Raw genomic sequence first — 23,685 nt, forward strand, 5'->3', positions numbered from 1 at the left:
GTTTGAAGGCAAGTCTTTTACAAGAACAAAGCTTACGTTTGGCAATGACACAAGAGTTAAGGCAAGCGATTACAATGCTCCAGTATAATGTACAAGAATTATCGGAGTTTTTGTATGAGCAATCGTTAGAGAATCCCCTTATTGAGTTAGGTGGTTTTGAGAGGGAGAAGAAAAAGAGCTCTAACAACAGTAAAAGTACCAGCAAACAAGTCGAGAATCAGATGGAGATCTACAGTGTGGATTCTACAACGATTCAGCAACATTTATTAAATCAAATACAGTATTATAAAATAGATGAAGAAGAGCGAAAAGTAGCTTCTTTCATTATTATGAACATGGATGGAAATGGATATTTACAAGAAACGAATGAAGAGTTAGCAGAGCTCCTTTCTGCACATATTCATGTAGTCGACCGTTCTGTAGAGCTTGTCCAATCACTGGAGCCAGCAGGGGTAGGGGCGCGTAATATTCAGGAATGTTTAACTTTGCAATTGAAGCGCTTACAAAGACGTAATGGATTAGCAGAAGAGGTTGTAGAAGATCATTTCGCTTATTTCGTGAAGAAAGATTGGCGAAAGCTCGTTCAAGTGTTGAAGTGTAGTAATGAGGAATTGCAGAGTGCGGTAAATTGTATAACGTCATTACAACCAAAACCAGGTCTTGCGTTTTCTTCAGATAAACCACTTTACATTGTACCTGATATGGCGGTGAAAAAAGATGGCGATCGCCTCGTTTTACAAATGAATGAGAGAAATATGCCGAGAATTGAAATTCATTCTGAATATAGTGCGCTTCTTAATAATAGTGAAAGTGAAGTAGCATCTTACGTATCAGAAAAGTATCAGCATGTGCAGTGGATTATGCGCAGTTTGAAGCAGAGAAAACAGACATTGCTGCAAGTAATGACTATTATTATGGAAAAACAACGTGATTTCTTCTGGAAAGGTCCAGAGTATTTAAGACCTCTCGCTTTAAAAGAGGTAGCGGAAGAGTTAAGTGTGCATGAATCGACAATTAGTCGTGCGACGCGAAATAAATATGTGCAAACACCACACGGTTTATTTGAGATGAAATCGTTCTTTAGCAATGCCGTTTCGACGACTGAAGATGAAGCAGTTTCTACAAAACGTGTAAAACAATTTATTCAAACGCTAATTGGGGCAGAGGATAAGAAAAAGCCACTTTCAGATCAAAAGATTTCAAAATTATTAGAAGAAGAGCATGAAATTGTTATTTCTCGAAGAACAGTGGCGAAGTATAGAGAACAAATGCATATCCCAGCTTCGTCATTACGAAAAACGATCGGATAGGTGAAGAAGATGAAAGTTGTACTGTATACTAAAAAAGATTGTGGTCTTTGCGTGAAGGCGAAACAAGTTTTACAGGAAGTACAATGTGAATATTCTTTTCAAATCGAGGAAATAGATATATATGAAGATAATGACCTTTTAGAAAAATATCACTTAATGATTCCGGTTGTAGAAATGGACGGAAAACAAGTAGAATATGGTAACATTCACAAAGGTGTCATAATAAACTATATAAAGAATGCAGTTAAGAGTTGAATAAGTTTCTATCTCCTGTTACAATAATACACGTAGCAGGGATTATTTTTTTAACCTATGTGGGACACAAAATGTCACTACGGGACGTAAAGTGACCACAAGGAAAAATGAACCGATGTAGTGAGGAGAAAAGATATGCGCTCATGGATTCAGAATACAAAAAAATTATTACCTGATCTGCTACCTGTTATGCAAACGAGAATGCAAATTCTTCAATACATTAGGCTCATGCAGCCGATTGGAAGAAGAAACTTATCAGCAAGTCTCGGTATGACAGAACGAGTATTGCGAAGTGAAGTTCAAGTTTTGAAAGAACAAAACTTAGTTCACGTCGCTTCTTCTGGAATGACTTTGACAGAAGAAGGAACAACTTTAGTTCTTGCTTTGGAAGACTTTATGAAAGAAATTTCCGGGTTAAAGGTTTTAGAAAAGCAACTTAAGGAAACATTAGACTTGGATGAAGTTTTCGTTGTCCCTGGTGATAGTGATGAATCACCTTGGGTCAAACTGGAGATGGGCCGTGCTTGTGTGACTTGTATAAAAGACCGTCTGACAGCGAATAATATCGTTGCTGTGGCTGGAGGAACTACGCTAGCTGCTGCTGCGGACATGATGCAACTTGATTGCAAAGATTTACATATGCTATTTGTCCCAGCACGTGGTGGAATTGGAGAAGGTGTTGAATTAGAAGCCAATACCATTTGTGCCAAGATGGCGCAAAATACGATGAGTAATTATCGCTTATTGTATGTTCCAGACCATGTTAGTAGCGAAGCATATGCGTCTATTGTGACAGAGCCTTCCGTGAAAGAAGTTCTTGAGTTGATTCGATCTTCCAATATCGTCATTCATGGAATAGGTGATGCTTTAACAATGGCACGTCGCAGAAGTACTTCAGAAGCAGATTGGTTAAAGATTCAGGCAAGCGAAGCAGTTGGCGAAGCTTTCGGTTACTACTTTAATGAAGAAGGAAATGTTGTTCATAAAGTAAGAACAGTTGGTATGCAACTAGAGGACTTACAAAATGTATCTCACGTTGTTGCAGTCGCTGGAGGTTCTTCAAAGGCAAAAGCAATACAGGCTGTAATTAAACAAGGGCACACTTCAATTCTAATTACAGATGAAGGTGCAGCAAAACAGTTAACAAAGGGTTTTACCCTTTAATATAATCCCCCAAGGAGGAAATTCAAATGACTAAAATTGGTATTAATGGATTTGGACGTATCGGACGTAACGTATTCCGCGCAGCTCTTAACAACTCTGAGGTAGAAGTAGTAGCAATCAACGACTTAACAGATGCTAAAACATTAGCTCACCTTTTAAAATATGACACAGTTCACGGAACTTTAAATGCAGAAGTATCTGCTAACGAAAACAGCATCGTTGTTAACGGTAAAGAAATTAAAGTTATCGCTGAGCGTGACCCAGCTCAATTACCATGGAGCGACTACGGAGTAGAAGTAGTAGTAGAATCTACTGGCCGTTTCACTAAAAAATCAGACGCTGAGAAACACTTAGGTGGATCAGTTAAGAAAGTTATCATCTCAGCTCCAGCTTCTGACGAAGATATCACTGTAGTTATGGGTGTTAACCACGAACAATACGATGCAGCTAACCACAACGTAGTATCTAACGCTTCTTGTACTACAAACTGTCTAGCTCCATTCGCTAAAGTATTAAACGAAAAATTCGGCGTAAAACGCGGAATGATGACAACAATTCACTCTTACACTAACGACCAACAAATCTTAGACTTACCACACAAAGATTTACGTCGTGCTCGTGCAGCAGCTGAAAACATGATCCCAACATCTACTGGTGCAGCTAAAGCTGTAGCATTAGTATTACCAGAACTTAAAGGTAAATTAAACGGTGGCGCTGTACGTGTTCCAACTGCTAACGTTTCTCTAGTTGACCTAGTTGTTGAACTTGACAAAGAAGTAACAGTTGAAGAAGTAAATGCAGCATTCAAAGCAGCAGCTGAAGGCGAATTAAAAGGTATCCTTGGATACAGCGAAGAGCCATTAGTATCTATCGACTATAACGGATGTACAGCTTCTTCTACAATCGATGCATTATCTACAATGGTAATGGAAGGTAACATGGTTAAAGTACTTTCTTGGTACGATAACGAAACTGGTTACTCTAACCGCGTAGTAGACCTAGCAGCTTACATGACTTCAAAAGGTCTTTAATTCTTAATTATATAAGTTATCAATGACAAAACGAGGGAGAGGGTTTGTTCCCTCTCTCTCTTCTTTCGTTTTAAAAGCAAATGTGTTAAGCTTTTGAGTGGGTTTTGTCAATCCTAACTAGTAGTCGGAGGGAAATCCAATGAACAAAAAATCAATTCGTGACGTAGATTTAAAAGGTAAGCGTGTATTTTGCCGCGTTGATTTCAACGTACCTATGAAAGAAGGCAAAATTACAGATGAAACTCGTATCCGTGCAGCTCTTCCTACAATTCAATATTTAGTAGAGCAAGGTGCGAAAGTTATTTTAGCAAGTCACTTAGGCCGTCCAAAAGGTCAAGTAGTAGAAGAAATGCGTTTAACTCCAGTAGCAGCACGTTTAGGTGAGCTTCTTGGTAAAGACGTTAAAAAAGCGGACGAAGCATTCGGACCAGTTGCACAAGAAATGGTTGCAGCAATGAACGAAGGCGACGTATTAGTTCTTGAAAACGTACGTTTCTATGCGGGCGAAGAAAAGAACGATGCAGAACTTGCGAAAGAATTTGCAGCACTTGCTGACATCTTCGTAAACGATGCATTCGGTGCAGCTCACCGTGCTCACGCTTCTACAGCAGGTATCGCAGACTACCTACCAGCAGTATCTGGTCTATTAATGGAAAAAGAGTTAGATGTACTTGGTAAAGCACTTTCTAACCCAGAACGTCCATTTACAGCTATTATCGGTGGTGCGAAAGTAAAAGATAAAATCGGTGTAATTCGTCATCTATTAGACAAAGTAGATAACTTAATCATCGGTGGTGGACTTGCTTACACATTCGTTAAAGCTTTAGGTCATGAAATTGGTCTATCTCTATGTGAAGACGACAAGATCGAACTAGCTAAAGAATTTATGCAACTTGCAAAAGAAAAAGGCGTAAACTTCTACATGCCAGTTGATGTTGTAATCACTGAGGAATTCTCTGAAACTGCAACAACTAAAATCGTTGGTATCGACTCTATCCCTTCTAACTGGGAAGGCGTGGACATCGGTCCTAAAACACGTGAAATTTATGCAGATGTAATTAAAAATTCTAAGCTTGTTGTATGGAATGGACCAATGGGTGTATTCGAAATGACTCCATTCGCAGAAGGTACAAAAGCAGTAGGACAAGCATTAGCAGATGCAGAAGATACATACTCTGTTATCGGCGGTGGTGACTCTGCAGCAGCTGTTGAAAAATTCGGTATGGCTGATAAAATGAGCCACATTTCTACTGGCGGCGGTGCGTCATTAGAATTCATGGAAGGTAAAGAGCTTCCAGGTGTAGTTTGTCTTAACGACAAATAAGTAGCAGCCAAAGAAAAAGGACGGTGCAAAGCATGCGTAAACCAATTATCGCAGGTAACTGGAAAATGAATAAAACTCTATCAGAAGCAGTTAGCTTCGTAGAGGAAGTTAAAGGTCAAATCCCAGCAGCTTCAGCTGTTGATGCAGTAGTTTGCTCTCCAGCTCTATTCTTAGAGCGCCTTGTAGCAGCAACTGAAGGAACTGACTTACAAGTAGGTGCACAAAACATGCACTTCGAAAAAAATGGTGCATTCACTGGCGAAATTAGCCCAGTAGCACTTAGCGACTTAAAAGTTGGCTATGTAGTACTTGGCCACTCTGAGCGTCGTGAAATGTTTGCTGAAACAGATGAGTCAGTAAACAAAAAGACTATCGCAGCATTTGAACATGGTTTAACACCAATCGTATGTTGTGGTGAGACTTTAGAAGAGCGCGAAAGCGGAAAAACATTTGATTTAGTAGCAGGTCAAGTGACAAAAGCACTTGCAGGTTTAACAGAAGAGCAAGTTAAAGCAACTGTTATCGCTTATGAGCCAATCTGGGCTATCGGTACAGGTAAATCTTCTTCTTCTGCAGATGCAAACGAAGTATGTGCGCACATCCGTAAAGTTGTTGCAGAAGCTGTTTCTCCAGAAGCTGCAGAAGCTGTTCGTATCCAATACGGCGGTAGCGTAAAACCAGAAAACATTAAAGAGTATATGGCACAATCTGACATCGACGGCGCTTTAGTTGGCGGTGCTAGCTTAGAGCCAGCTTCGTTCTTAGGTCTTCTGGGGGCGGTAAAATGAGAAAGCCAACAGCTTTAATCATTCTTGACGGTTTCGGACTTCGTGAAGAAACTTACGGGAATGCTGTAGCACAAGCTAAGAAACCTAATTTTGATGGTTACTGGAACAAATTCCCTCACACAACGCTTACAGCTTGTGGCGAGGCAGTAGGTCTTCCAGAAGGTCAAATGGGTAACTCTGAGGTTGGTCACTTAAATATCGGTGCTGGCCGCATTGTATATCAAAGCTTAACACGCGTTAACGTTGCAATTCGTGAAGGTGAGTTCGATAAGAACGAAACGTTCCAAAGTGCAATTAAAAGCGTAAAAGAAAAAGGTACTGCACTTCATTTATTCGGTTTACTTTCTGACGGTGGTGTGCACAGTCACATGAATCACATGTTTGCTCTTCTTCGCTTAGCAGCTAAAGAAGGCGTTGAGAAAGTATACATTCATGCATTCTTAGATGGCCGCGATGTTGGACCAAAAACAGCACAAAGCTATATCGATGCAACAAATGAAGTAATTAAAGAAACAGGAGTAGGACAATTCGCGACTATCTCTGGTCGTTATTACTCCATGGACCGTGACAAGCGTTGGGATCGCGTAGAAAAATGTTACCGTGCTATGGTGAATGGTGAAGGCCCTACTTATAAATCAGCAGAAGAGTGTGTAGAAGACTCTTATGCGAACGGTATCTATGATGAATTCGTATTGCCGTCTGTAATTGTTAACGAAGATAACACGCCAGTTGCAACAATCAATGATGATGATGCAGTTATCTTCTATAACTTCCGTCCAGACCGTGCAATTCAAATTGCTCGTGTATTTACAAACGAAGACTTCCGTGAGTTCGATCGTGGTGAAAAAGTACCTCACATTCCAGAATTCGTATGTATGACACACTTCAGTGAAACTGTAGATGGTTACGTGGCATTCAAGCCAATGAACCTTGATAACACTTTAGGTGAAGTTGTTGCGCAAGCGGGATTAAAGCAACTTCGCATCGCGGAAACTGAAAAGTATCCGCACGTTACATTCTTCTTTAGCGGTGGTCGTGAGGCTGAATTCCCAGGAGAAGAGCGTATCTTAATTAACTCACCAAAGGTTGCAACGTATGACTTGAAACCTGAAATGAGCATTTACGAAGTAACGGACGCTTTAGTAAATGAAATCGAAAATGATAAACATGATGTTATCATTCTTAACTTTGCGAACTGTGATATGGTTGGCCATTCTGGGATGATGGAACCAACAATTAAAGCAGTAGAAGCAACTGACGAATGTTTAGGAAAAGTTGTAGAAGCGATTCTTGCAAAAGATGGTGTAGCACTTATTACTGCTGACCATGGTAATGCGGATGAAGAATTAACTTCTGAAGGAGAGCCAATGACAGCTCATACAACTAACCCGGTTCCTTTCATCGTTACTAAGAACGACGTAGAATTACGTGAAGATGGTATCTTAGGAGATATCGCTCCAACAATGCTTACACTTTTAAATGTGGAACAACCGAAAGAAATGACAGGTAAAACAATTATTAAATAATTTGCTTATATAAAAAGGAGAGAATTTATTATGTCAACAATTATTGATGTTTATGCTCGCGAAGTCCTTGACTCTCGTGGTAACCCAACTGTAGAAGTAGAAGTTTACACAGAAAGCGGCGCTTTCGGACGCGCTATCGTACCAAGTGGTGCATCTACTGGTGAGCACGAAGCAGTAGAATTACGTGACGGTGACAAATCTCGTTACCTTGGTAAAGGTGTTGTTAACGCAGTAAACAACGTTAACGAAATTATCGCTCCAGAAATCGCTGGTTTCGATGTAACTGACCAAGCTGGTATCGACCGTGCTATGATCGAATTAGATGGCACTCCAAACAAAGGTAAACTAGGCGCTAACGCTATCCTTGGTGTATCTATGGCAGTAGCTCACGCAGCAGCTGACTTCGTAGGTCTTCCATTATACCGTTACCTTGGTGGATTCAATGCAAAACAATTACCAACTCCAATGATGAACATCATCAACGGTGGTTCTCACGCTGATAACAACGTTGACTTCCAAGAGTTCATGATCTTACCAGTTGGTGCTCCAACATTCAAAGAATCAATCCGTATGGGTGCTGAAGTATTCCATGCACTTAAAGCTGTATTACATGACAAAGGTCTTAACACTGCAGTAGGTGACGAAGGTGGATTCGCTCCAAACCTTGGTTCTAACCGTGAAGCTTTAGAAGTAATCATCGAAGCTATCGAAAAAGCTGGTTACAAAGCTGGCGAGAACGTATTCTTAGGAATGGACGTTGCTTCTTCTGAGTTCTACAACAAAGAAACTGGTAAATATGACCTTGCAGGCGAAGGCCGTACTGGCTTAACTTCTGCAGAAATGGTTGATTTCTATGAAGAGCTTTGCAAAGACTTCCCAATCATCTCTATCGAAGATGGTTTAGACGAAAACGACTGGGATGGTCACAAATTATTAACTGAGCGTATCGGTGATAAAGTACAATTAGTTGGTGATGATTTATTCGTAACTAACACTCAAAAACTTGCTGAAGGTATCGAAAAAGGTATCTCTAACTCAATCTTAATTAAAGTTAACCAAATCGGTACTTTAACTGAGACTTTCGAAGCTATCGAAATGGCTAAACGTGCTGGTTACACAGCAGTTGTATCTCACCGTTCTGGTGAAACTGAAGATGCTACAATCGCTGACATCGCAGTTGCAACTAACGCTGGCCAAATCAAAACTGGTTCTATGAGCCGTACTGACCGTATTGCTAAGTACAACCAATTATTACGTATCGAAGACGAGCTAGGCGAAGTAGCTGTTTACGATGGTGTGAAATCTTTCTATAACATCAAACGATAATTGTAGAAAATAAACGACAGACCGTGAGAAATCACGGTCTGTTTTTTTATGCTAAAATTGTTCACCCGTCATAAGTGACATGAAATGTTTGAAGAAGCGGTTATAATCAAAATCAATTGCTATTTGATGACTCGGCCAATCAATAAATGGTTTAGATTCTCCTAAAGAGCGAAATTCTCCAATGCTTGCCCCCTGTGCATAAGATTCTGTCATGACAACGATAGGTGATTTGTGATAGGTAAACATAGAGTTATCAAGTAAAGCGAGTATTGGTATTGTGTCATGGAAGGGGCTCCCCTTTAAATGTGGTAGGGCGTCTTTATAATATCCGTAGTAATAATGATCAAATAACGGTTTGACAAGTGGAGCTTTTCCTTTTGCCTCAATGTATTCTGCCATTTCTGGTGTAATGATGGAGTATTGAGTGACGTTTAATGGGTATATGTACATGTTAGCTGTGGATTGAAGGACTATATTAGCGGCAGTAGGATCGCCATAAAAGTTTGCTTCGGAAATAGGGGTAACATTACCAGGATGTAAAAAGGCACCGCCCATTACGTAGTAAGATTTAATTTGTTTCATTAACTGTTTGCACATGATAAACAAAATTGCTAGGGAGGTAAGTCTTCCTAAACTCACAATAATTAATTCATCCTTATACTGTTCAATAAGAGGAATAACTTCAAAAAAATTCTCCATTTCTCCGTTAGTCACATTCACCTTTGGAATAATTGGACCGAGCCCCTGTTTTCCATGTACATCCGTAAAAAACGCAGGTGGGGCACCAGTAAGGGGACGTTCTGAACCACCGAATATCTTGATATTTCTATTCTTTGTTTCGTTATTAAAAAAATGAGCATTTTCTACGGCCATTTTTTTTGGAACATTGCCGTAATCAGCAACGATACCGACGATTTCTACTTCATCGATAAAGAATGCTAAGAGGAGAGCCATCGTATCATCAATCCCAGGATCACAAAAAATGAGAACTTTTTTGGGCATATGTTCACCACCTATCTTGTTTATCCCGTACAAACCAGCTTGGTGAGGGCTAATAATCAATAAGGATGAGGGGAATCTCATGGATTAAAGTTTCACTTTATATATATGTAAGTTTAAGAATAAAAAGATTATTTTATTGAAATAATAGTCTTTTAAATTCAGAAAATAAAAACTTTTTATATTAGGTCAAGGTTTTTGACGTAATTTTCGTTTAGAAATGCAGTCGTATCAAGGTTGTAAGCGTATAACATAGGCTGTTTTTGCTGTCAAGTTGATAAATTGCAGCTTTTTACAATTTATACTATGATAAAGATATTAACAGAAGATCGTATAAACATGAGGGATGATGAACATGAAATTTACAAAGATTCTTGTCCAAATTGCTGCTCTTTACGTGTTTTATATGGTTGGAACTTGGGTGCAAGAAATGTTAAATATTCCGATTCCAGGAAGTTTGATTGGAATGTTCCTCTTACTTATTTTACTTAGCCTAAAAGTTCTTCCAGTGAAATGGTTCGATTTAGGAGCAGAAACACTCGTTGCTATTATGCCGTTTTTATTAATTCCGCCAACGCTTGGCCTAATGAATTACGGTGCTTTTTTTATGAGTAAAGGAATTTCTCTTTTCATTACAGTTGTAGCGAGTACATTTTTAATTATTATTGTCGCAGGACATACAGGACAATATCTTGCGAATAGGAAGGAAAGAGAGTCGCGATGAGCCAAATATTAATCGGAGTCGGTTGGGTTCTTTTTACGGTGCTATTATATCAATTATCTAAAAAAATCTATAAATTATTTCCAACACCATTCACCATTCCAATGCTTGTAGCAACTGGATTAATGGCTTTCCTATTTATCGTGCTTGATATACCATATCAACATTATATGGAAAGTGGTGGTGGCTGGATTGCAAAGCTACTTGGACCCGGTGTTGTAGCATTTGCAATTCCTCTTTATAAACAACGTCATGTTCTGCAAAAATATGTTGTACCGATTGCTGGTGGCGTATTAGTAGGTACAACAGTTGCAATCGCTAGTGATTTTGCGATTGCTTCACTTATGGGAACGGATAAAAGCTTAATCTTATCGTCTTTACCAAAATCGGTGACAATGCCAGTTGCGATGAGTGTTTCAGAGCAAGTTGGTGGTGTACCTTCCTTAACAGCAGCTTTCGTTGTTATCGCAGGTATTACTGGAACGATTACAGGACCCCTTTTATTAAAATGGAGCCGTGTTACAAACTCAGTTGGTAAAGGTATAGGATTTGGATGTGCTTCTCATATTATGGGTGTTATGAGAGCAATGAAAAATAATGAGCATGAAGGTGTTATTGGATCGGTAACAATGACATTAACAGCAATTTTGACATGTTTACTTGGACCGTTATTTGCGATGATGTTTATGTAATAGAAGAAAAGCGAGAGCGCCTCTATAGCTCTCGCTTTTCTATAGAATTTATGCTACAGTTACAATAACTGAATCTTTGTAGGAGGTACGCCAAGTGCATACGTTATTATCAGTTTTACTTATTATTGTATCGATTTTAATGATTGTTATGGTACTTATGCAATCTAGTAATAGCTCAGGCCTTTCAGGTGCAATTTCAGGCGGTGCGGAGCAATTATTTGGTAAGCAAAAGGCACGTGGAATTGAAGCGGTATTAAACCGTATTACAATTGTTTTAGCTGTATTGTTCTTTGTATTAACAATTGGTGTTACGTACTTCAATTTATAGAATTGAAAGAAGAAGCGTTAGTGAATGGTACTAATGGTTCTTCTTTTTTTGTTTTGCTATTTGAAAGATGTTTCTAATTAGATTATAGAAATACAAATATGGTACACTAGATATAGAAAGAATACGACTAGATTACAGAAGAGAAAGAGGAGAAATACATGATGAAATTAGCATCTCCGAAACCATTTACATTTGAGGGTGGAGACCGCGCTGTTTTATTACTACATGGATTCACAGGGAACTCAGCTGATGTACGTATGTTAGGGCGCTTCTTAGAAAAGAAAGGCTATACTTGTCATGCGCCAATTTATAAAGGGCACGGTGTACCACCAGAAGAGCTTGTTCATACAGGGCCTGAAGATTGGTGGCAAGATGTAACGGAGGCATATCAGCTTTTAAAAGATAAAGGTTTTGAGAAAATTGCTGTTGTTGGATTGTCACTTGGCGGCGTATTTTCTTTAAAATTAGGTTATACAGTACCGGTTTTAGGTGTAGTACCAATGTGTGCACCGATGTATATTAAGAGCGAAGAAACGATGTACCAAGGTATATTGGCATATGCCCGCGAATATAAAAAACGTGAGCAAAAATCAACAGAACAAATTGAACAAGAAATGTTGGAATTCCAAAAGACACCGATGAATACATTAAAAGCATTACAACAATTAATTGCTGACGTACGTAACAATGTGGATATGATTTATGCACCAACATTTGTTGTACAAGCACGTCATGACGAAATGATTAATACAGATAGTGCTAACATTATTTATAACGGTGTAGAATCTACGTTAAAAGACATTAAATGGTATGAAGACTCTACGCATGTCATTACACTTGATAAACAACGTGACGAGCTACATGAGGATGTATATAACTTCTTGGAGCAACTAGATTGGTAAGATCTAGTTGCCTCTTTTTTTCATAAGGAATTTTTTGTGAAAACTGTAAAAATCATAAGGGGAGTATTGAAGTTTCGCTTTATACATCCCCTATCTTTCGGATACACTAAATAATATAAGGTTTTAAAGGAGGTATTTTTGCTTGGAAGAAATCACACAAGAACATATTGATAAGTTGTTATTATTTATGAGAGAAGAAGCGTATAAACCGCTAACGATACAAGAGTTAGAAGAGGCATTTGGAATTGAAGGTTCTGAGGGCTTTAAAGATTTTGTAAAAGCACTTGTAATGATGGAAGAGAAGGGACTTGTTATTCGTACACGTAGCAACCGTTACGGTCTTCCTGAAAAGATGAATTTAGTAAGAGGTAAGTTAATTGGACATGCACGTGGTTTTGCATTCGTTGTACCAGATGAGAAGAAAACGGGAGACGATGATCTTTTCATACCGCCTACAGAATTAAACGGTGCACTTCATGGCGATACAGTATTAGCACGCCTTAGTTCTCAATCAAGCGGTTCACGTCAAGAAGGTTCAATTGTACGCATTTTAGAGCGTGGAACGAAAGAACTAGTTGGTACATATACAGAATCGAAAAACTTTGGGTTCGTTATACCTGACAATAAGCGCTGGACGAGTGATATCTTTATCTTGAAAAGTGCATCAATGGGTGCTGTAGAAGGTCATAAAGTAGTTGTGAAAATTACGAGCTACCCAGAAAACCGTTTAAGTGCAGAAGGTGAAGTTATTCAAATTCTAGGTCATAAAAATGATCCAGGAGTAGATATTTTATCTGTCATTCATAAACATCATTTACCTTTAGCGTTCTCTGAAGAAGTGATGGAGCATGCAAACAGTGTACCAGAAACGATTTCAGAAGAAGATTTAAAAGATCGCCGCGACCTGCGTGATCAAATGATCGTAACGATTGATGGTGCAGATGCGAAAGACTTAGATGATGCTGTTACAGTAACGAAACTTGAGAACGGTAACTACAAGCTAGGCGTTCACATTGCGGATGTAAGTCATTACGTTCAAGAAGGTTCTCCAATTGATGTAGAAGCAGCGGAAAGAGCGACGAGTGTGTATCTTGTTGACCGTGTAATTCCGATGATTCCACACCGTCTATCTAACGGTATTTGTTCATTAAATCCGAAAGTAGACCGTCTGACATTATCTTGTGAAATGGAAATCAACAACTTAGGTGATGTTGTTAAACACGAGATTTTCCAAAGTGTGATTAAAACGACAGAGCGTATGACTTATGCTGAAGTAAGAAGCATTTTAGAAGATGAGGACGAAGAGTTAATTAAGCGTTATGAGCCGCTCGTACCGATGTTTAAAGAGATGGGTCAATTGGCACAAATTTTACGTGAAAAACGTATGCGCCGTGGTGCAATTGACTTTGACTTTAAAGAAGCGAAAGTATTAGTGGATGAAGAAGGAAAACCGACAGACGTTGTCATGCGCGATCGTTCTGTATCAGAGAAGTTAATTGAAGAATTTATGCTTGTTGCGAATGAAACAGTAGCAGAGCACTTCCACTGGATGAACGTACCATTCATGTACCGTGTCCATGAAGATCCGAAAGAAGATAAGTTAGAGCGTTTCTTCGAGTTTGTAACGAACTTCGGATATGCGGTAAAAGGACGTGCGAATGAAGTACATCCTCGTGCGCTGCAACAAATTCTTGAAATGGTTCAAGGGCAGCCAGAAGAAGTAGTTATTTCAACAGTAATGCTTCGTTCTATGAAGCAAGCGCGTTACGATGCGGATAGCTTAGGACATTTCGGTTTATCAACTGAGTTCTACACGCATTTCACATCACCAATTCGTCGTTACCCGGATACAATTGTTCATAGATTAATTCGTGAATACATTATTAACGGTAAAGTCGACAACGAAACGCAAGCAAAATGGCGTGAAAAATTACCTGAGATTGCAGAGCATTCTTCTAATATGGAACGTCGTGCTGTTGAAGCAGAGCGTGAAACAGATGAGATGAAAAAAGCAGAGTATATGGTTGATAAGATCGGTGAAGAGTATGACGGTATGATTAGCTCTGTAACAAACTTCGGTTTATTCGTAGAGCTTCCAAATACAATTGAAGGTCTTGTACACGTTAGTTATTTAACGGATGATTACTACCGTTATGACGAGCAACATTTCGCTATGATCGGAGAACGTACAGGAAACGTATTCCGCATCGGTGACGAAATTACAATTCGCGTTATTAACGTAAACAAAGACGAGCGTGCAATCGACTTTGAAATCGTTGGCATGAAAGGCACACCTCGCCGTAAGTTCAAAGATCGTCCAGTCGTTATCGAGCAGCCAAGAACAGGCAGAAAGAAACGCGGTGGACGTAGCGAGCGCAGTAATGAGCGCGGCGGTGAACGTGGCACAGGTAGAAAATTTGACCGTGGTGGTAAAGGAAAAGGAAGAGGATCTGCATCCGCATCCGCGTCCCCTAGCCAGCCAGGGAAAAAAGAGGGTAACGGCAAGAAGAAAAAAGCATTCTTCGAAAACGTACCAGGATTCAAGAAGAAAAAGAAAAAGCGTAAGTAAGAAAAGGATGGCTTCGCTTTGATGAAAAGCGGGGCCGTTTTCTTTTTTCTTCGTGGCTTGAGAGCGAGCCACTTTCGCTTTTTATTAACATTTGTTACAATAGTAAAAATAGAGGAGGGACGTTATATGCCAAAAGGTACAGGTAAGGTTATTGCACAAAATAAAAAAGCGTTTCATGATTATTTCATCGAAGAAACATACGAAGCAGGGCTTGTCCTTCAAGGAACGGAAATTAAGTCGATTCGCGCTGGTCGCGTGAACTTGAAAGATGCGTTTGCACGTGTACATAATGGTGAGGTATGGGTTCATAATATGCACATTAATACGTACGAACAAGGGAATCGTTTCAACCATGATCCACTCCGTACGAGAAAATTACTTCTTCATAAAAAAGAAATTGATAAGCTAGCGGGCGCAGCAAAAGAAACAGGTTACGCATTAGTTCCACTTAGAATCTATTTGAAAAATGGATTTGCAAAAATGGCACTTGGTTTAGCAAAAGGTAAGAAACAATATGATAAACGTCACGATTTAAAAGAGAAAGAAGCGAAACGTGAAATTGCACGCGTGTTCCGTGATCGCCAAAAGATGTAATACAGATATTTACATTTGTAAAACGGCGCGCGTATGATATAATAACTTATGTAAGGTTGTTGCACATTGAAAAACAGCTCTTAGTAGCTATCACGATATTTTCTTCGTATGCTCCATTTTTATCATGGGGACGTTACGGATTCGACAGGGATAGTTCGAGCTTAGGTTGCGAGTCGAGGGGATCGGCCTCGTTAAAACGTCAAAGCCTATAATTGGCAAACAAAACAATCTTTCTTTAGCTGCTTAATTGCACTAAAGGTTCCTCCCTCCATCGTCCATGTGGTAGGGTAAGGGACTCAAACTAAGTGGACTACGCCGGAGTTCGCCGTCTGAGGACAAAGGAAGAGAACAACCAGACTAGCAACTTGGAAGCCTGTCGATAGGCCGAAGAGTTCGCGAAATGCTAATATATCGACTACACTCGTAGAAGCTTAAGTGCCGATATTTTTGGACGTGGGTTCGACTCCCACCGTCTCCACCAATACATATTTGGTGGTTTTTTTATTTTGTATTGTAAAATCAAGCATAAAATTTCCAAACGGAAATTTTATGCTTGATTTTGAATATCTGATGCTCATTAATCCTCGTTCTAGTATCACTTTCTCAAAATAAAAATCACTCCCTCTCAGTTGCTTTAGGTTCGTTTGGTGAATTCTGTTATCCGTAACATTTTTTTCTCCACAGTCCATGAAATATGACTTGCCGTCAAGACATTCATTCAAGAAATTAGCAAAAAAACCATGGAGATTATCGATCATCTCTGTGTTAAGTTATAACGATATCTTTAATGCAGAGTATATATATTTATTTGAGGCCATGAGTTATTTCTTTCTCATTTTCTTTTAAATATTCAATATCATGTAAATATAGTTGAAGATGACCTTTTTCTATATGTAACTGAAAATCTTTATTACCATTATTAGCCTCAGAACGCATAAAGTTTATTAGACTTTGTAACCGTTTTATTAAAACTCTAGTAAAAGAGTTTTTATCTTCAGAGTTTACTCCATAAGTATCCAGAAACAACTTTGCCTTTCTTATTTGTTCGTTTAGGTTACCAAAAGAATCCGGATTATTCGGGCTTTTAAACGGCACCCACCGGTAAATGGCATATGCTATATCCCACATTTTCGATCCTGGGTGGAGAGTATCGAAATCGATTATACCCGTAGCTTCATTGTTTACTATAGTAACGTTATAAGGTGCAAAATCTCCATGACACATTACTTCAATAGGATAAGATGCAGGTAACATCCACTGCTCATCATTTGTAAGTCTCAATACATATCTTTCACTATATTTATGGAACTGTAATAATAATTTCGAAGTAGAAACTATTATTGAGTCACTTAAAATCTCTTCAGGCAATGGATAATGAAAAACATTACCAGGTAAAAAGGAAAGTACTTCCTCTCCTTTTTCATTTATGCCATATGGTTTTGGAACAAAATCAGCACCTTCATCATGAACAAACATTAAAAAATCATGTACATCCTTTGTCCATTTGTTAGATGGACGTACCACAGTTTCTTCTATTTTATGAATTTTCCCAATTCTACCACCTGTGAGTTCTTCTTTATTATTCATATATACCTCTCTTTATTTATTTTCATTTATCTAGTTTCACAACTTTTCCTACATTCCAAATCCAGTCTATAAGCAAATTTATTGGGGACATATATAGTTGGATGCTCCAAGTAAATCATCAAAAAATAACGCATTACTACTTATTGGTATTTTTTTATCAACACTGTTACCCACACATATGGGCGTTAAATCAGCTTTTTTTGCTGCAAGTATGTCCGTTAAAGAGTCACCAATAAAAAAATTATTTTTCATTTCTACACCGAACATTTCCGATGCTGTTTGTATCATTTTTATACCTGGTTTTCTACAGAGACAATTTTTTGACTCCAAATGAGGGCAAATCATAGAAGCGATAATTGAATTATCTTTGATATTCAGTTTTTTGATAACTTCAAGGTGAATTCCAACAGCTTCCTCTATTGAAAGAATGTTTTTTCCAATTGCTTGTTGATTTGTGATAATTACTATTCCTATATTATTGTTTCTAAATTGTATTAAAGCATCTACCGCTGTCTTAATTATCTCTATATCAGATTTTAACCTAACATAGTTAGGGCGATTTACGTTGATAACACCGTCTCTATCCAAAAATATAATTTTCTTATATTGACTAACTTGAAATAAATGCTCTATAATTATCATTTTTATACCCTTTCATAAATTAGTAAACTATACATCAAGCTATCCCCATTTTGTACAAATCAATTGATTCGAAACAAGCTTGATTTCTACCAGTTGGTAATTAAGTAGCCAATTATTATAACAAAATATCGGTTTAAGATTCCCCAATAAATAAGCAAGCAACAACTGTAAGACACCACCATGTGCTACAACTAAAATATTTTCTTCATTGGAATTATGAATTAAATTATTTATAAATGATTGACATCTCGATAGAATCTGTTCTACAGTTTCACTATGTCTAGTAAAATAAATCTTCCTTTCCATTATTACCTCCCTTTAAATTGTAATAGTGTTTGCTGAAACACCTTCAAATTCAATGTTAAATTTTAACTCCTTAATCTTGTTTTTTGTGAATGCATCCCTTATCTTTTGCTGCATCCCTTCTTTAGAACTAACTAGAACAAAGCCTCCCCCACCGGCTCCTATTATTTTACAACCATCTGCTCCATTTTTATAAGCCAAATCAATTAATTGGGATATTTGATCATCAGTTTTACTATTTGTCAATGATCTTTTTCTATACCAGTGTTCAGCTATTATAGGACCGATTTCATTAGGATTGTCATTTATTATTGCATCATACATTGGATTAACAAGTGATTTTATATCGTGCATTAAATTAATCGCATTTTTATTTGATCTTTCCATTTTATTAGATTGATCACTTAATACTTTTCCAGCTGATCTTGTGATGTTAGTATAAAAAAGCATTAGTCTGGAATTAAAATAATGAATGCACTTATCCTTGACATTAATTTTAGTAGGTAATACATTCAATTTTTCATCAAATGTTAAAAGGTTCATGCCCCCAAGTGAAGATAGGTAATGGTCCTGTTTGCCTACTGGCCTATTTAAATCTTCAATCTCCACATTGCTTGATAGTTCTGCCAGTTCGACCCTAGAATAGTTCGAATTGCCTATTTCCGCTCCCGCATAAATAAATGAATTTAAAAACGCAGCGGATCCACCTAATCCAGTATTTGGTGGGGCGTCGGATAAAATGCTAGCTTTAAAATTTTGATTTAAATTCAGAACTCTCAACGCATGCAATAAATATCTGTTTTTTATTTCTGAATAATCAGAAAAAAATTCATTGTTATAGCTCAAAAAATCATTTACTCCTTGAAAATTTCTTGGTAACAATGTAGTTACAACGTACCTATCTATTGAAAATCCTATTACTTGTCCACCAAACTTACTACAATATGAAATTATATCTGTTCCGCCCCCGGCTAGTGAGACCCGAAAGGGTGCTCTTGAAACTATTATTTTATTCATACAGCCTCCTATCGACATCATCTGGAATATATTTATGTAACCCATTTAAACATGGTGTCACCAAATTTTTCGAGGAAAAAATATCAAGTTCAGATTTATAACTTCCGAAAGATTCTAATAATATTTTCTCATCTCTAATCAATTTAGCCAGCGTATTTTCATCAAATATTTGCTTTGATACTAGATAATTAAATTCGTCTAAATCCTTCCAATGGTATTCGTTTGTATAATAATTATTTATTACAAAATCTAATTCTAAATCCATTGTGTTAATAACCCCATAGCTAATTTCTAGTTTTTGTTGAAAGTTTAAATAATAATTAATTATCCTATTATTCTGATCACTGATAACTCCATAACCAATATAAGCATCAAAAGGAACTAAATAGGTTAAATTATGATTTTCCCATATTGCTTTAGAAAGATTCCAATGCTTAGAATCCATCCTTGCGTAATTTCCACTTTCATCTATGGCACGAAAAGTAGGAGAACCAACACTTATCCTGAAAACGATGTAGTTATCGTTATGAGCTATAATAGTTACAGGACAAAAAAACCATGTCTTATTATTCAATGTATGTGTTAAAATCATTCGTTTCATAATTATTCCTTTTTATTAAAAATTTTATAAGGCATAGTATTACCTACGCGTTCAATGGGTGGCTTAATATTGCATCTATAAGGAGAGAGATTAAGCCATTGTTACTAGTTATCTCTAAAAGACTTTATTGTCGTACCGTGTTTTCAATGATGTCTATCTTTACTCTCTTGATGAATTCAGATAATTTTCTTGGTTAACTATTGGTTGTCTCATTCAAATTTTAACCCTGTTTGTTGTAATTTTCCTTTTTCGCGAACAGGAACATGTTTTTTTGATTTTAATCTCCTATTTTTTGAATGGTAAGTCAGTTCCCTGGGAGCAAGGGATTTCGCTTATGTTCCAATAGGAGTAAATTCTTTGATCCATTTATAGATTGTTACATTAGAAAGAGCATATTTATTGCTTAAGGTTTTGACAGGGGTGTCGGAATAATATAATTCTACAACCGTTGTCTTAAAATTTGCATTATATGTTTTTCTTGTGTTCTTACATTCCATATGGACACATCCTCCCTTGAATTAAATTGTATTGTAAGTACTTAACTAAGGTGTGTCTACCAAACTATACTAACTTCACTAAATTATTTCTTCTTATAAACTTCTTTAATTACCCTTTCTAAATCTGGTTCTTTAATACCGAAATCTCGGATTGAAAGATGTGAGAGATCTGAAATTAGTTTTTGAGCAGTAATATCTCTTCGATTAAACTTATAATAAACCTTTAAGCCCTCTACTTTTGTAATTTCCGCTAATGGATGTGCTAATGAATTAGAAACTTCATTAAGTTCAATAATTAATTCCCTATATGGAGATAAATTGTCTATAAGTTTTTCTAAAGGACCATCTTCAACAATCTTTCCTTGATTAATAATAATTAATCTCTTGCATAGTGCCGAAACATCATCAATATCATGGGAAGTAAGAATTACTGTTGTCTTTTGGCTTCGATTTAGTTCAACTATATATTGTCGAATTGCTTGCTTTGCTTCAATGTCTAAACCAATTGTTGGTTCATCCAAAAAGAGTACTGAAGGCGAATGAATAATTGCAGCAGCTAATTCTCCTCGCATCCTTTGTCCAAGGGATAATTGTCTTACTGGGATATTAGTAAAATCATGTATTTGTAATACTTCGTAAATCAGGTTGAGAGTTTGCTTAAATGCCTTATCTTCTATACGGTATACTCTTTTTAACAGTTCAAAGGTTTCACCTAATCTTAAATCCCAGTACAGCTGTGTCCGTTGACCAAATACCACACCTATATCTTTAACCACTTGCTGACGATTTTTTTGAGGGGACAAGGTGTTCACGGAAATAGTTCCTTGGGTGGGATGAAGAATACCAGTCAACATCTTTATTGTAGTACTTTTACCAGCCCCATTGGGTCCTAAGAATCCTACAATCTCCCCTTTTGGAATTGAGAATGTAATTCCATCTACACTTTTTATAACTTTTTTTTTGGGGCTAATTAAGTTTGTAAGTGCGCCTTTAACTCCTTCCTTTTTTTCTACGACAATAAACTCTTTTATTAGATTTTCTACTTCTATCATATTCATTTTCATTTTTATACTCCTCACGATCCAGAACTTTCATATTGTTTTAATCCGCGATTAAATAACACAATACAGATAACAAATGCAATTATTCCTATTAAGAGGGTCAATATTGAATAAGGAATAATTGGTTTAAAACTAGTTTTTTTACCAATTAAATCTAGAGAAGGATAGTAAGTTATAAACCCTATAGGGACAACGGTTAGTAAAAACCTAATTGCAATAGGAAAAATTGCAATAGGATACATTGTAGTTCGTTCAATTATCTCCAGTGTAAGCCAGGTCAACGAGCTGCTTTTTTTAGTCCAAAACGATATCGTTCCGATTATTATGAAAATTGCGCATTGAATAAGAGTAGCTCCAATAATTGAGAAAAGTAACTTAAGGATATTTATAAGTGTCCATTCAAATCCTATAGCTATACAACCGTAACTAAAGATAATGATTGCAGGAATAAGATCAATAAAGCCAACAAAATTAATATTACTAGATGAAAATTGAAAGAAAACATTCATAGGTCTGAGTAATAACCTATCAAACTCTCCATTTATCACCATTCCGCTCATGTGCCATGACTGAATAAAAAATATAACTACTAAGGCATGGCTAATTAAACTTAAACCGTAAATAAAAGCTAATTCATTAAATGTCCACCCATTTAATGAATTAAAACTATTTAATACAAACTTAATCATCCAAATTCCAGTAAGGTATTGAAGAGGTAAAACTAATAGCCAACTAACTAGAAAAAAAGGATACTCTAATTGTCTTAGAATTGCTAAACGAGCATAATAATAATTTACTGATATATAATGTTTTAATGTATTAATCATTATTGTCATCCACCTTGTACGAAAGTTTTATATTGGGCCTTTTTCCAAAGTCTTATTAAAATCCAAGCAAATATAAATACCCAAATAGTTTGAATCATAATTGAAACCCATGCATCACTGATGGGGAGTTTCCCAATATAAATACTCAAGGGTGTTTGAAAAGTATACTGGAATGGTAAAAATTTAGAAACAATTTGCAATTCTTTTGGATAAAACCAAATAGGTACAAAACTTCCAGATAAGAAAAGTACAAGTGCATCTTTAACCATCCCCATATTTCCTAACTCTACAACCCAAAATGCAAAAACACCACAAATTGCACTTAATAGCCATAAAATAGTGAAACTTAGGACACAACTTATGCTAAATAGGAAAAAACTTAAAAAGCTTTTAGGCAAAGGAAGGTGGAACACAAGAGAAGAAATTATAAATATAGCTATTCCCTTATTTAATAAAGAACTAATTGATTTTCCTACTTCATCAGCAAAATATGATATTAAGAGGTGAATTGGCCGTAAAAAATCTATTGCAATATTGCCCTCACGAATTCTATTATTCAATGTATCTTGAATTGAATTACTAAAAAAGATAGAAAGAATAATGGAAATAATAGTATACGTAATCATATCGGTTTCAGTTACTCCATTCACGCTAATAGCGGAGTTATGGTATGCTGATTTCCATATATAAACAGTAGTAAGTAAAATAATAATATTGGATCCGAGTGAAGCAAAAACATCAAATCGATAGGAAAACTCTGTTAATATTCTCATTTTCATATAGTATAAATAAGCTTTCATATAATTTATCATCCCCATAAGAGTTTAAATTTTGTTGTTTTCCCAAATTAAAATCACTTATTTTACTATAATTCTTCAAAATATAATATATTTTCCATTAATACGCCCCCTAATTTATAGTTTTATACATAAAATCATAAGAATATACAAACATTTTTTGTGAAAATATTCTTATGAAAAATGATAAATCAAAATATTTTACGTGAAATTAGCACGAAATATTTTATTTTTTAATAAATCTCAATGATTTGGAATAGAAAAAGAAGTATTAAAAAATATTTTATGAATATATATCTTTAGTGATTTTATTTTTTAGAAGGATTAAGATTCTACATTATAAAGAAAGCGCTTGCGTAAATTTCCGCAACAATAATAATAGTATATTACGTATCAGATCGAAAGAAAGCGCTTGCGTAAATTTGTGATAATAAAACTATTATATTACATGTAGGGTAAAAAATGTCAACAGAATATAGGGGATTTAGTGAATTGAATTTGTAATTTTGAACCTATATCTCTTTGAAGAACAAAGGTTTTCAACTTTTTTAAAAATTCCAAAAAAGAAAACGCTTGCGTAAATTGTGATAATAAAACTATTATATTACATGTAGGGTAAAAAATGTCAACAGAATATAGGGGATTTAGTGAATTGAATTTGTAATTTTGAACCTATATCTCTTTGAAGAATAAAGATTTTCAACTTCTTTTAAAAATTCTAAAAAAGAAAACGCTTGCGTAAATAGAAACTTCAATACTATTATATTACATGTAAGGTAAATAAAGTTAAATTAAATGTAGGAGATTTAGTGAATTGAATTTGT

At 36.4% G+C, this 23,685-nt stretch carries 23 protein-coding genes and 1 other RNA gene; 15 read left to right on the top strand and 9 right to left on the bottom strand.

Translation table 11 applies throughout. The features are described 5' to 3' along the window. Positions 1-2: 2 nt before the first annotated feature. The 8 genes from rpoN to eno all read left to right on the top strand — a co-directional run bounded on the left by rpoN (position 3) and on the right by eno (position 8,724). On the top strand, positions 3-1,310 hold the full coding sequence (gene rpoN / locus DN404_RS04140) for an RNA polymerase factor sigma-54 (protein ID WP_000647955.1): 1,308 nt from the start codon (positions 3-5) through the stop codon (positions 1,308-1,310). A gap of 9 nt (positions 1,311-1,319) precedes the next feature. Beyond that, positions 1,320-1,565, top strand: a complete 246-nt coding sequence (locus tag DN404_RS04145; RefSeq protein ID WP_000869730.1) for a glutaredoxin family protein — start codon at positions 1,320-1,322, stop codon at positions 1,563-1,565. Between the two features lie 135 nt (positions 1,566-1,700). Continuing rightward, positions 1,701-2,729, top strand: coding sequence for a gapA transcriptional regulator CggR (gene cggR / locus DN404_RS04150; protein ID WP_001258190.1), 1,029 nt, complete (start codon positions 1,701-1,703; stop codon positions 2,727-2,729). Between the two features lie 26 nt (positions 2,730-2,755). After that, positions 2,756-3,760, top strand: coding sequence for a type I glyceraldehyde-3-phosphate dehydrogenase (gene gap / locus DN404_RS04155; protein ID WP_000161236.1), 1,005 nt, complete (start codon positions 2,756-2,758; stop codon positions 3,758-3,760). A 139-nt stretch (positions 3,761-3,899) separates the two neighbouring features. Then, the gene (locus DN404_RS04160; RefSeq protein WP_001036350.1) at positions 3,900-5,084 is read left to right on the top strand and encodes a phosphoglycerate kinase; all 1,185 of its coding nucleotides are present in this window, start codon (positions 3,900-3,902) and stop codon (positions 5,082-5,084) included. A gap of 32 nt (positions 5,085-5,116) precedes the next feature. Further along, positions 5,117-5,872 (top strand): triose-phosphate isomerase, encoded by a 756-nt coding sequence (gene tpiA, locus DN404_RS04165; protein ID WP_001231038.1) that lies wholly within the window; start codon positions 5,117-5,119, stop codon positions 5,870-5,872. Then, the gene (gpmI, locus tag DN404_RS04170; protein WP_063219974.1) at positions 5,869-7,398 is read left to right on the top strand and encodes a 2,3-bisphosphoglycerate-independent phosphoglycerate mutase; all 1,530 of its coding nucleotides are present in this window, start codon (positions 5,869-5,871) and stop codon (positions 7,396-7,398) included. Before tpiA ends, gpmI begins: the two co-directional genes overlap by 4 nt. Positions 7,399-7,428: 30 nt before the next feature. Next, positions 7,429-8,724 carry a phosphopyruvate hydratase gene (eno, locus tag DN404_RS04175; RefSeq protein WP_000103955.1) on the top strand — a complete coding sequence of 432 codons (1,296 nt, stop codon included), beginning with the start codon at positions 7,429-7,431 and terminating at the stop codon, positions 8,722-8,724. Between the two features lie 51 nt (positions 8,725-8,775). On the opposite strand, the gene DN404_RS04180 is transcribed toward eno, so the two are convergent. Beyond that, a complete protein-coding gene (locus tag DN404_RS04180) occupies positions 8,776-9,726 on the bottom strand; it encodes a nucleoside hydrolase (RefSeq protein ID WP_001125067.1) in 951 nt (316 codons plus the stop codon). Positions 9,727-10,078: 352 nt separating this feature from the next. On the opposite strand from DN404_RS04180, the gene DN404_RS04185 reads away from it, so the two are divergent. From DN404_RS04185 to ssrA, 7 genes are all read left to right on the top strand, one after another. Then, positions 10,079-10,447, top strand: coding sequence for a CidA/LrgA family holin-like protein (locus DN404_RS04185; RefSeq protein WP_149214751.1), 369 nt, complete (start codon positions 10,079-10,081; stop codon positions 10,445-10,447). Then, the gene (locus DN404_RS04190; protein ID WP_000078309.1) at positions 10,444-11,136 is read left to right on the top strand and encodes an LrgB family protein; all 693 of its coding nucleotides are present in this window, start codon (positions 10,444-10,446) and stop codon (positions 11,134-11,136) included. Before DN404_RS04185 ends, DN404_RS04190 begins: the two co-directional genes overlap by 4 nt. Before the next feature lie 94 nt (positions 11,137-11,230). Further along, positions 11,231-11,464 (top strand): preprotein translocase subunit SecG, encoded by a 234-nt coding sequence (secG, locus tag DN404_RS04195; RefSeq protein WP_000557264.1) that lies wholly within the window; start codon positions 11,231-11,233, stop codon positions 11,462-11,464. A gap of 161 nt (positions 11,465-11,625) precedes the next feature. Continuing rightward, entirely contained in the window at positions 11,626-12,366 is a 741-nt protein-coding gene (estA, locus tag DN404_RS04200; RefSeq protein ID WP_179951853.1) for a carboxylesterase, read from the top strand. A gap of 142 nt (positions 12,367-12,508) precedes the next feature. Continuing rightward, on the top strand, positions 12,509-14,935 hold the full coding sequence (rnr, locus tag DN404_RS04205; protein WP_149214752.1) for a ribonuclease R: 2,427 nt from the start codon (positions 12,509-12,511) through the stop codon (positions 14,933-14,935). Positions 14,936-15,061: 126 nt separating this feature from the next. Beyond that, entirely contained in the window at positions 15,062-15,529 is a 468-nt protein-coding gene (smpB, locus tag DN404_RS04210; protein WP_001123920.1) for an SsrA-binding protein, read from the top strand. Between the two features lie 126 nt (positions 15,530-15,655). Beyond that, positions 15,656-16,010: a transfer-messenger RNA gene (gene ssrA / locus DN404_RS04215) on the top strand. Positions 16,011-16,333: 323 nt separating this feature from the next. Here ssrA and DN404_RS04220 read toward each other — a convergent pair. From DN404_RS04220 to DN404_RS04255, 8 genes are all read right to left on the bottom strand, one after another. Beyond that, positions 16,334-17,116 carry an aminoglycoside phosphotransferase family protein gene (locus tag DN404_RS04220; protein ID WP_086409865.1) on the bottom strand — a complete coding sequence of 261 codons (783 nt, stop codon included), beginning with the start codon at positions 17,114-17,116 and terminating at the stop codon, positions 16,334-16,336. Between the two features lie 78 nt (positions 17,117-17,194). Next, positions 17,195-17,758: an HAD-IIIA family hydrolase gene (locus tag DN404_RS04225; protein WP_086409864.1), complete on the bottom strand. Its 564-nt coding sequence runs from the start codon at positions 17,756-17,758 to the stop codon at positions 17,195-17,197. 39 nt (positions 17,759-17,797) lie between these two features. After that, a complete protein-coding gene (locus tag DN404_RS04230) occupies positions 17,798-18,064 on the bottom strand; it encodes a histidine phosphatase family protein (RefSeq protein WP_149214753.1) in 267 nt (88 codons plus the stop codon). Positions 18,065-18,076: 12 nt separating this feature from the next. Beyond that, the gene (locus DN404_RS04235; RefSeq protein WP_179951854.1) at positions 18,077-19,078 is read right to left on the bottom strand and encodes a GHMP family kinase ATP-binding protein; all 1,002 of its coding nucleotides are present in this window, start codon (positions 19,076-19,078) and stop codon (positions 18,077-18,079) included. After that, complete coding sequence (locus tag DN404_RS04240; RefSeq protein WP_149214755.1) at positions 19,071-19,679, bottom strand: ribonuclease FAU-1 family protein; 609 nt, start codon at positions 19,677-19,679, stop codon at positions 19,071-19,073. Before DN404_RS04240 ends, DN404_RS04235 begins: the two co-directional genes overlap by 8 nt. Positions 19,680-20,259: 580 nt before the next feature. Then, a complete protein-coding gene (locus tag DN404_RS04245; protein WP_255444922.1) occupies positions 20,260-21,240 on the bottom strand; it encodes an ABC transporter ATP-binding protein in 981 nt (326 codons plus the stop codon). A gap of 11 nt (positions 21,241-21,251) precedes the next feature. Continuing rightward, on the bottom strand, positions 21,252-22,064 hold the full coding sequence (locus tag DN404_RS04250) for an ABC transporter permease (protein ID WP_179951855.1): 813 nt from the start codon (positions 22,062-22,064) through the stop codon (positions 21,252-21,254). Between the two features lie 5 nt (positions 22,065-22,069). Beyond that, positions 22,070-22,882: an ABC transporter permease gene (locus tag DN404_RS04255; RefSeq protein ID WP_086409859.1), complete on the bottom strand. Its 813-nt coding sequence runs from the start codon at positions 22,880-22,882 to the stop codon at positions 22,070-22,072. Positions 22,883-23,685 lie beyond the last annotated feature (803 nt).

Source organism: Bacillus sp. TE8-1, from assembly GCF_008368855.1.
Classification (GTDB): Bacteria; Bacillota; Bacilli; order Bacillales; family Bacillaceae_G; genus Bacillus_A; species Bacillus_A cereus.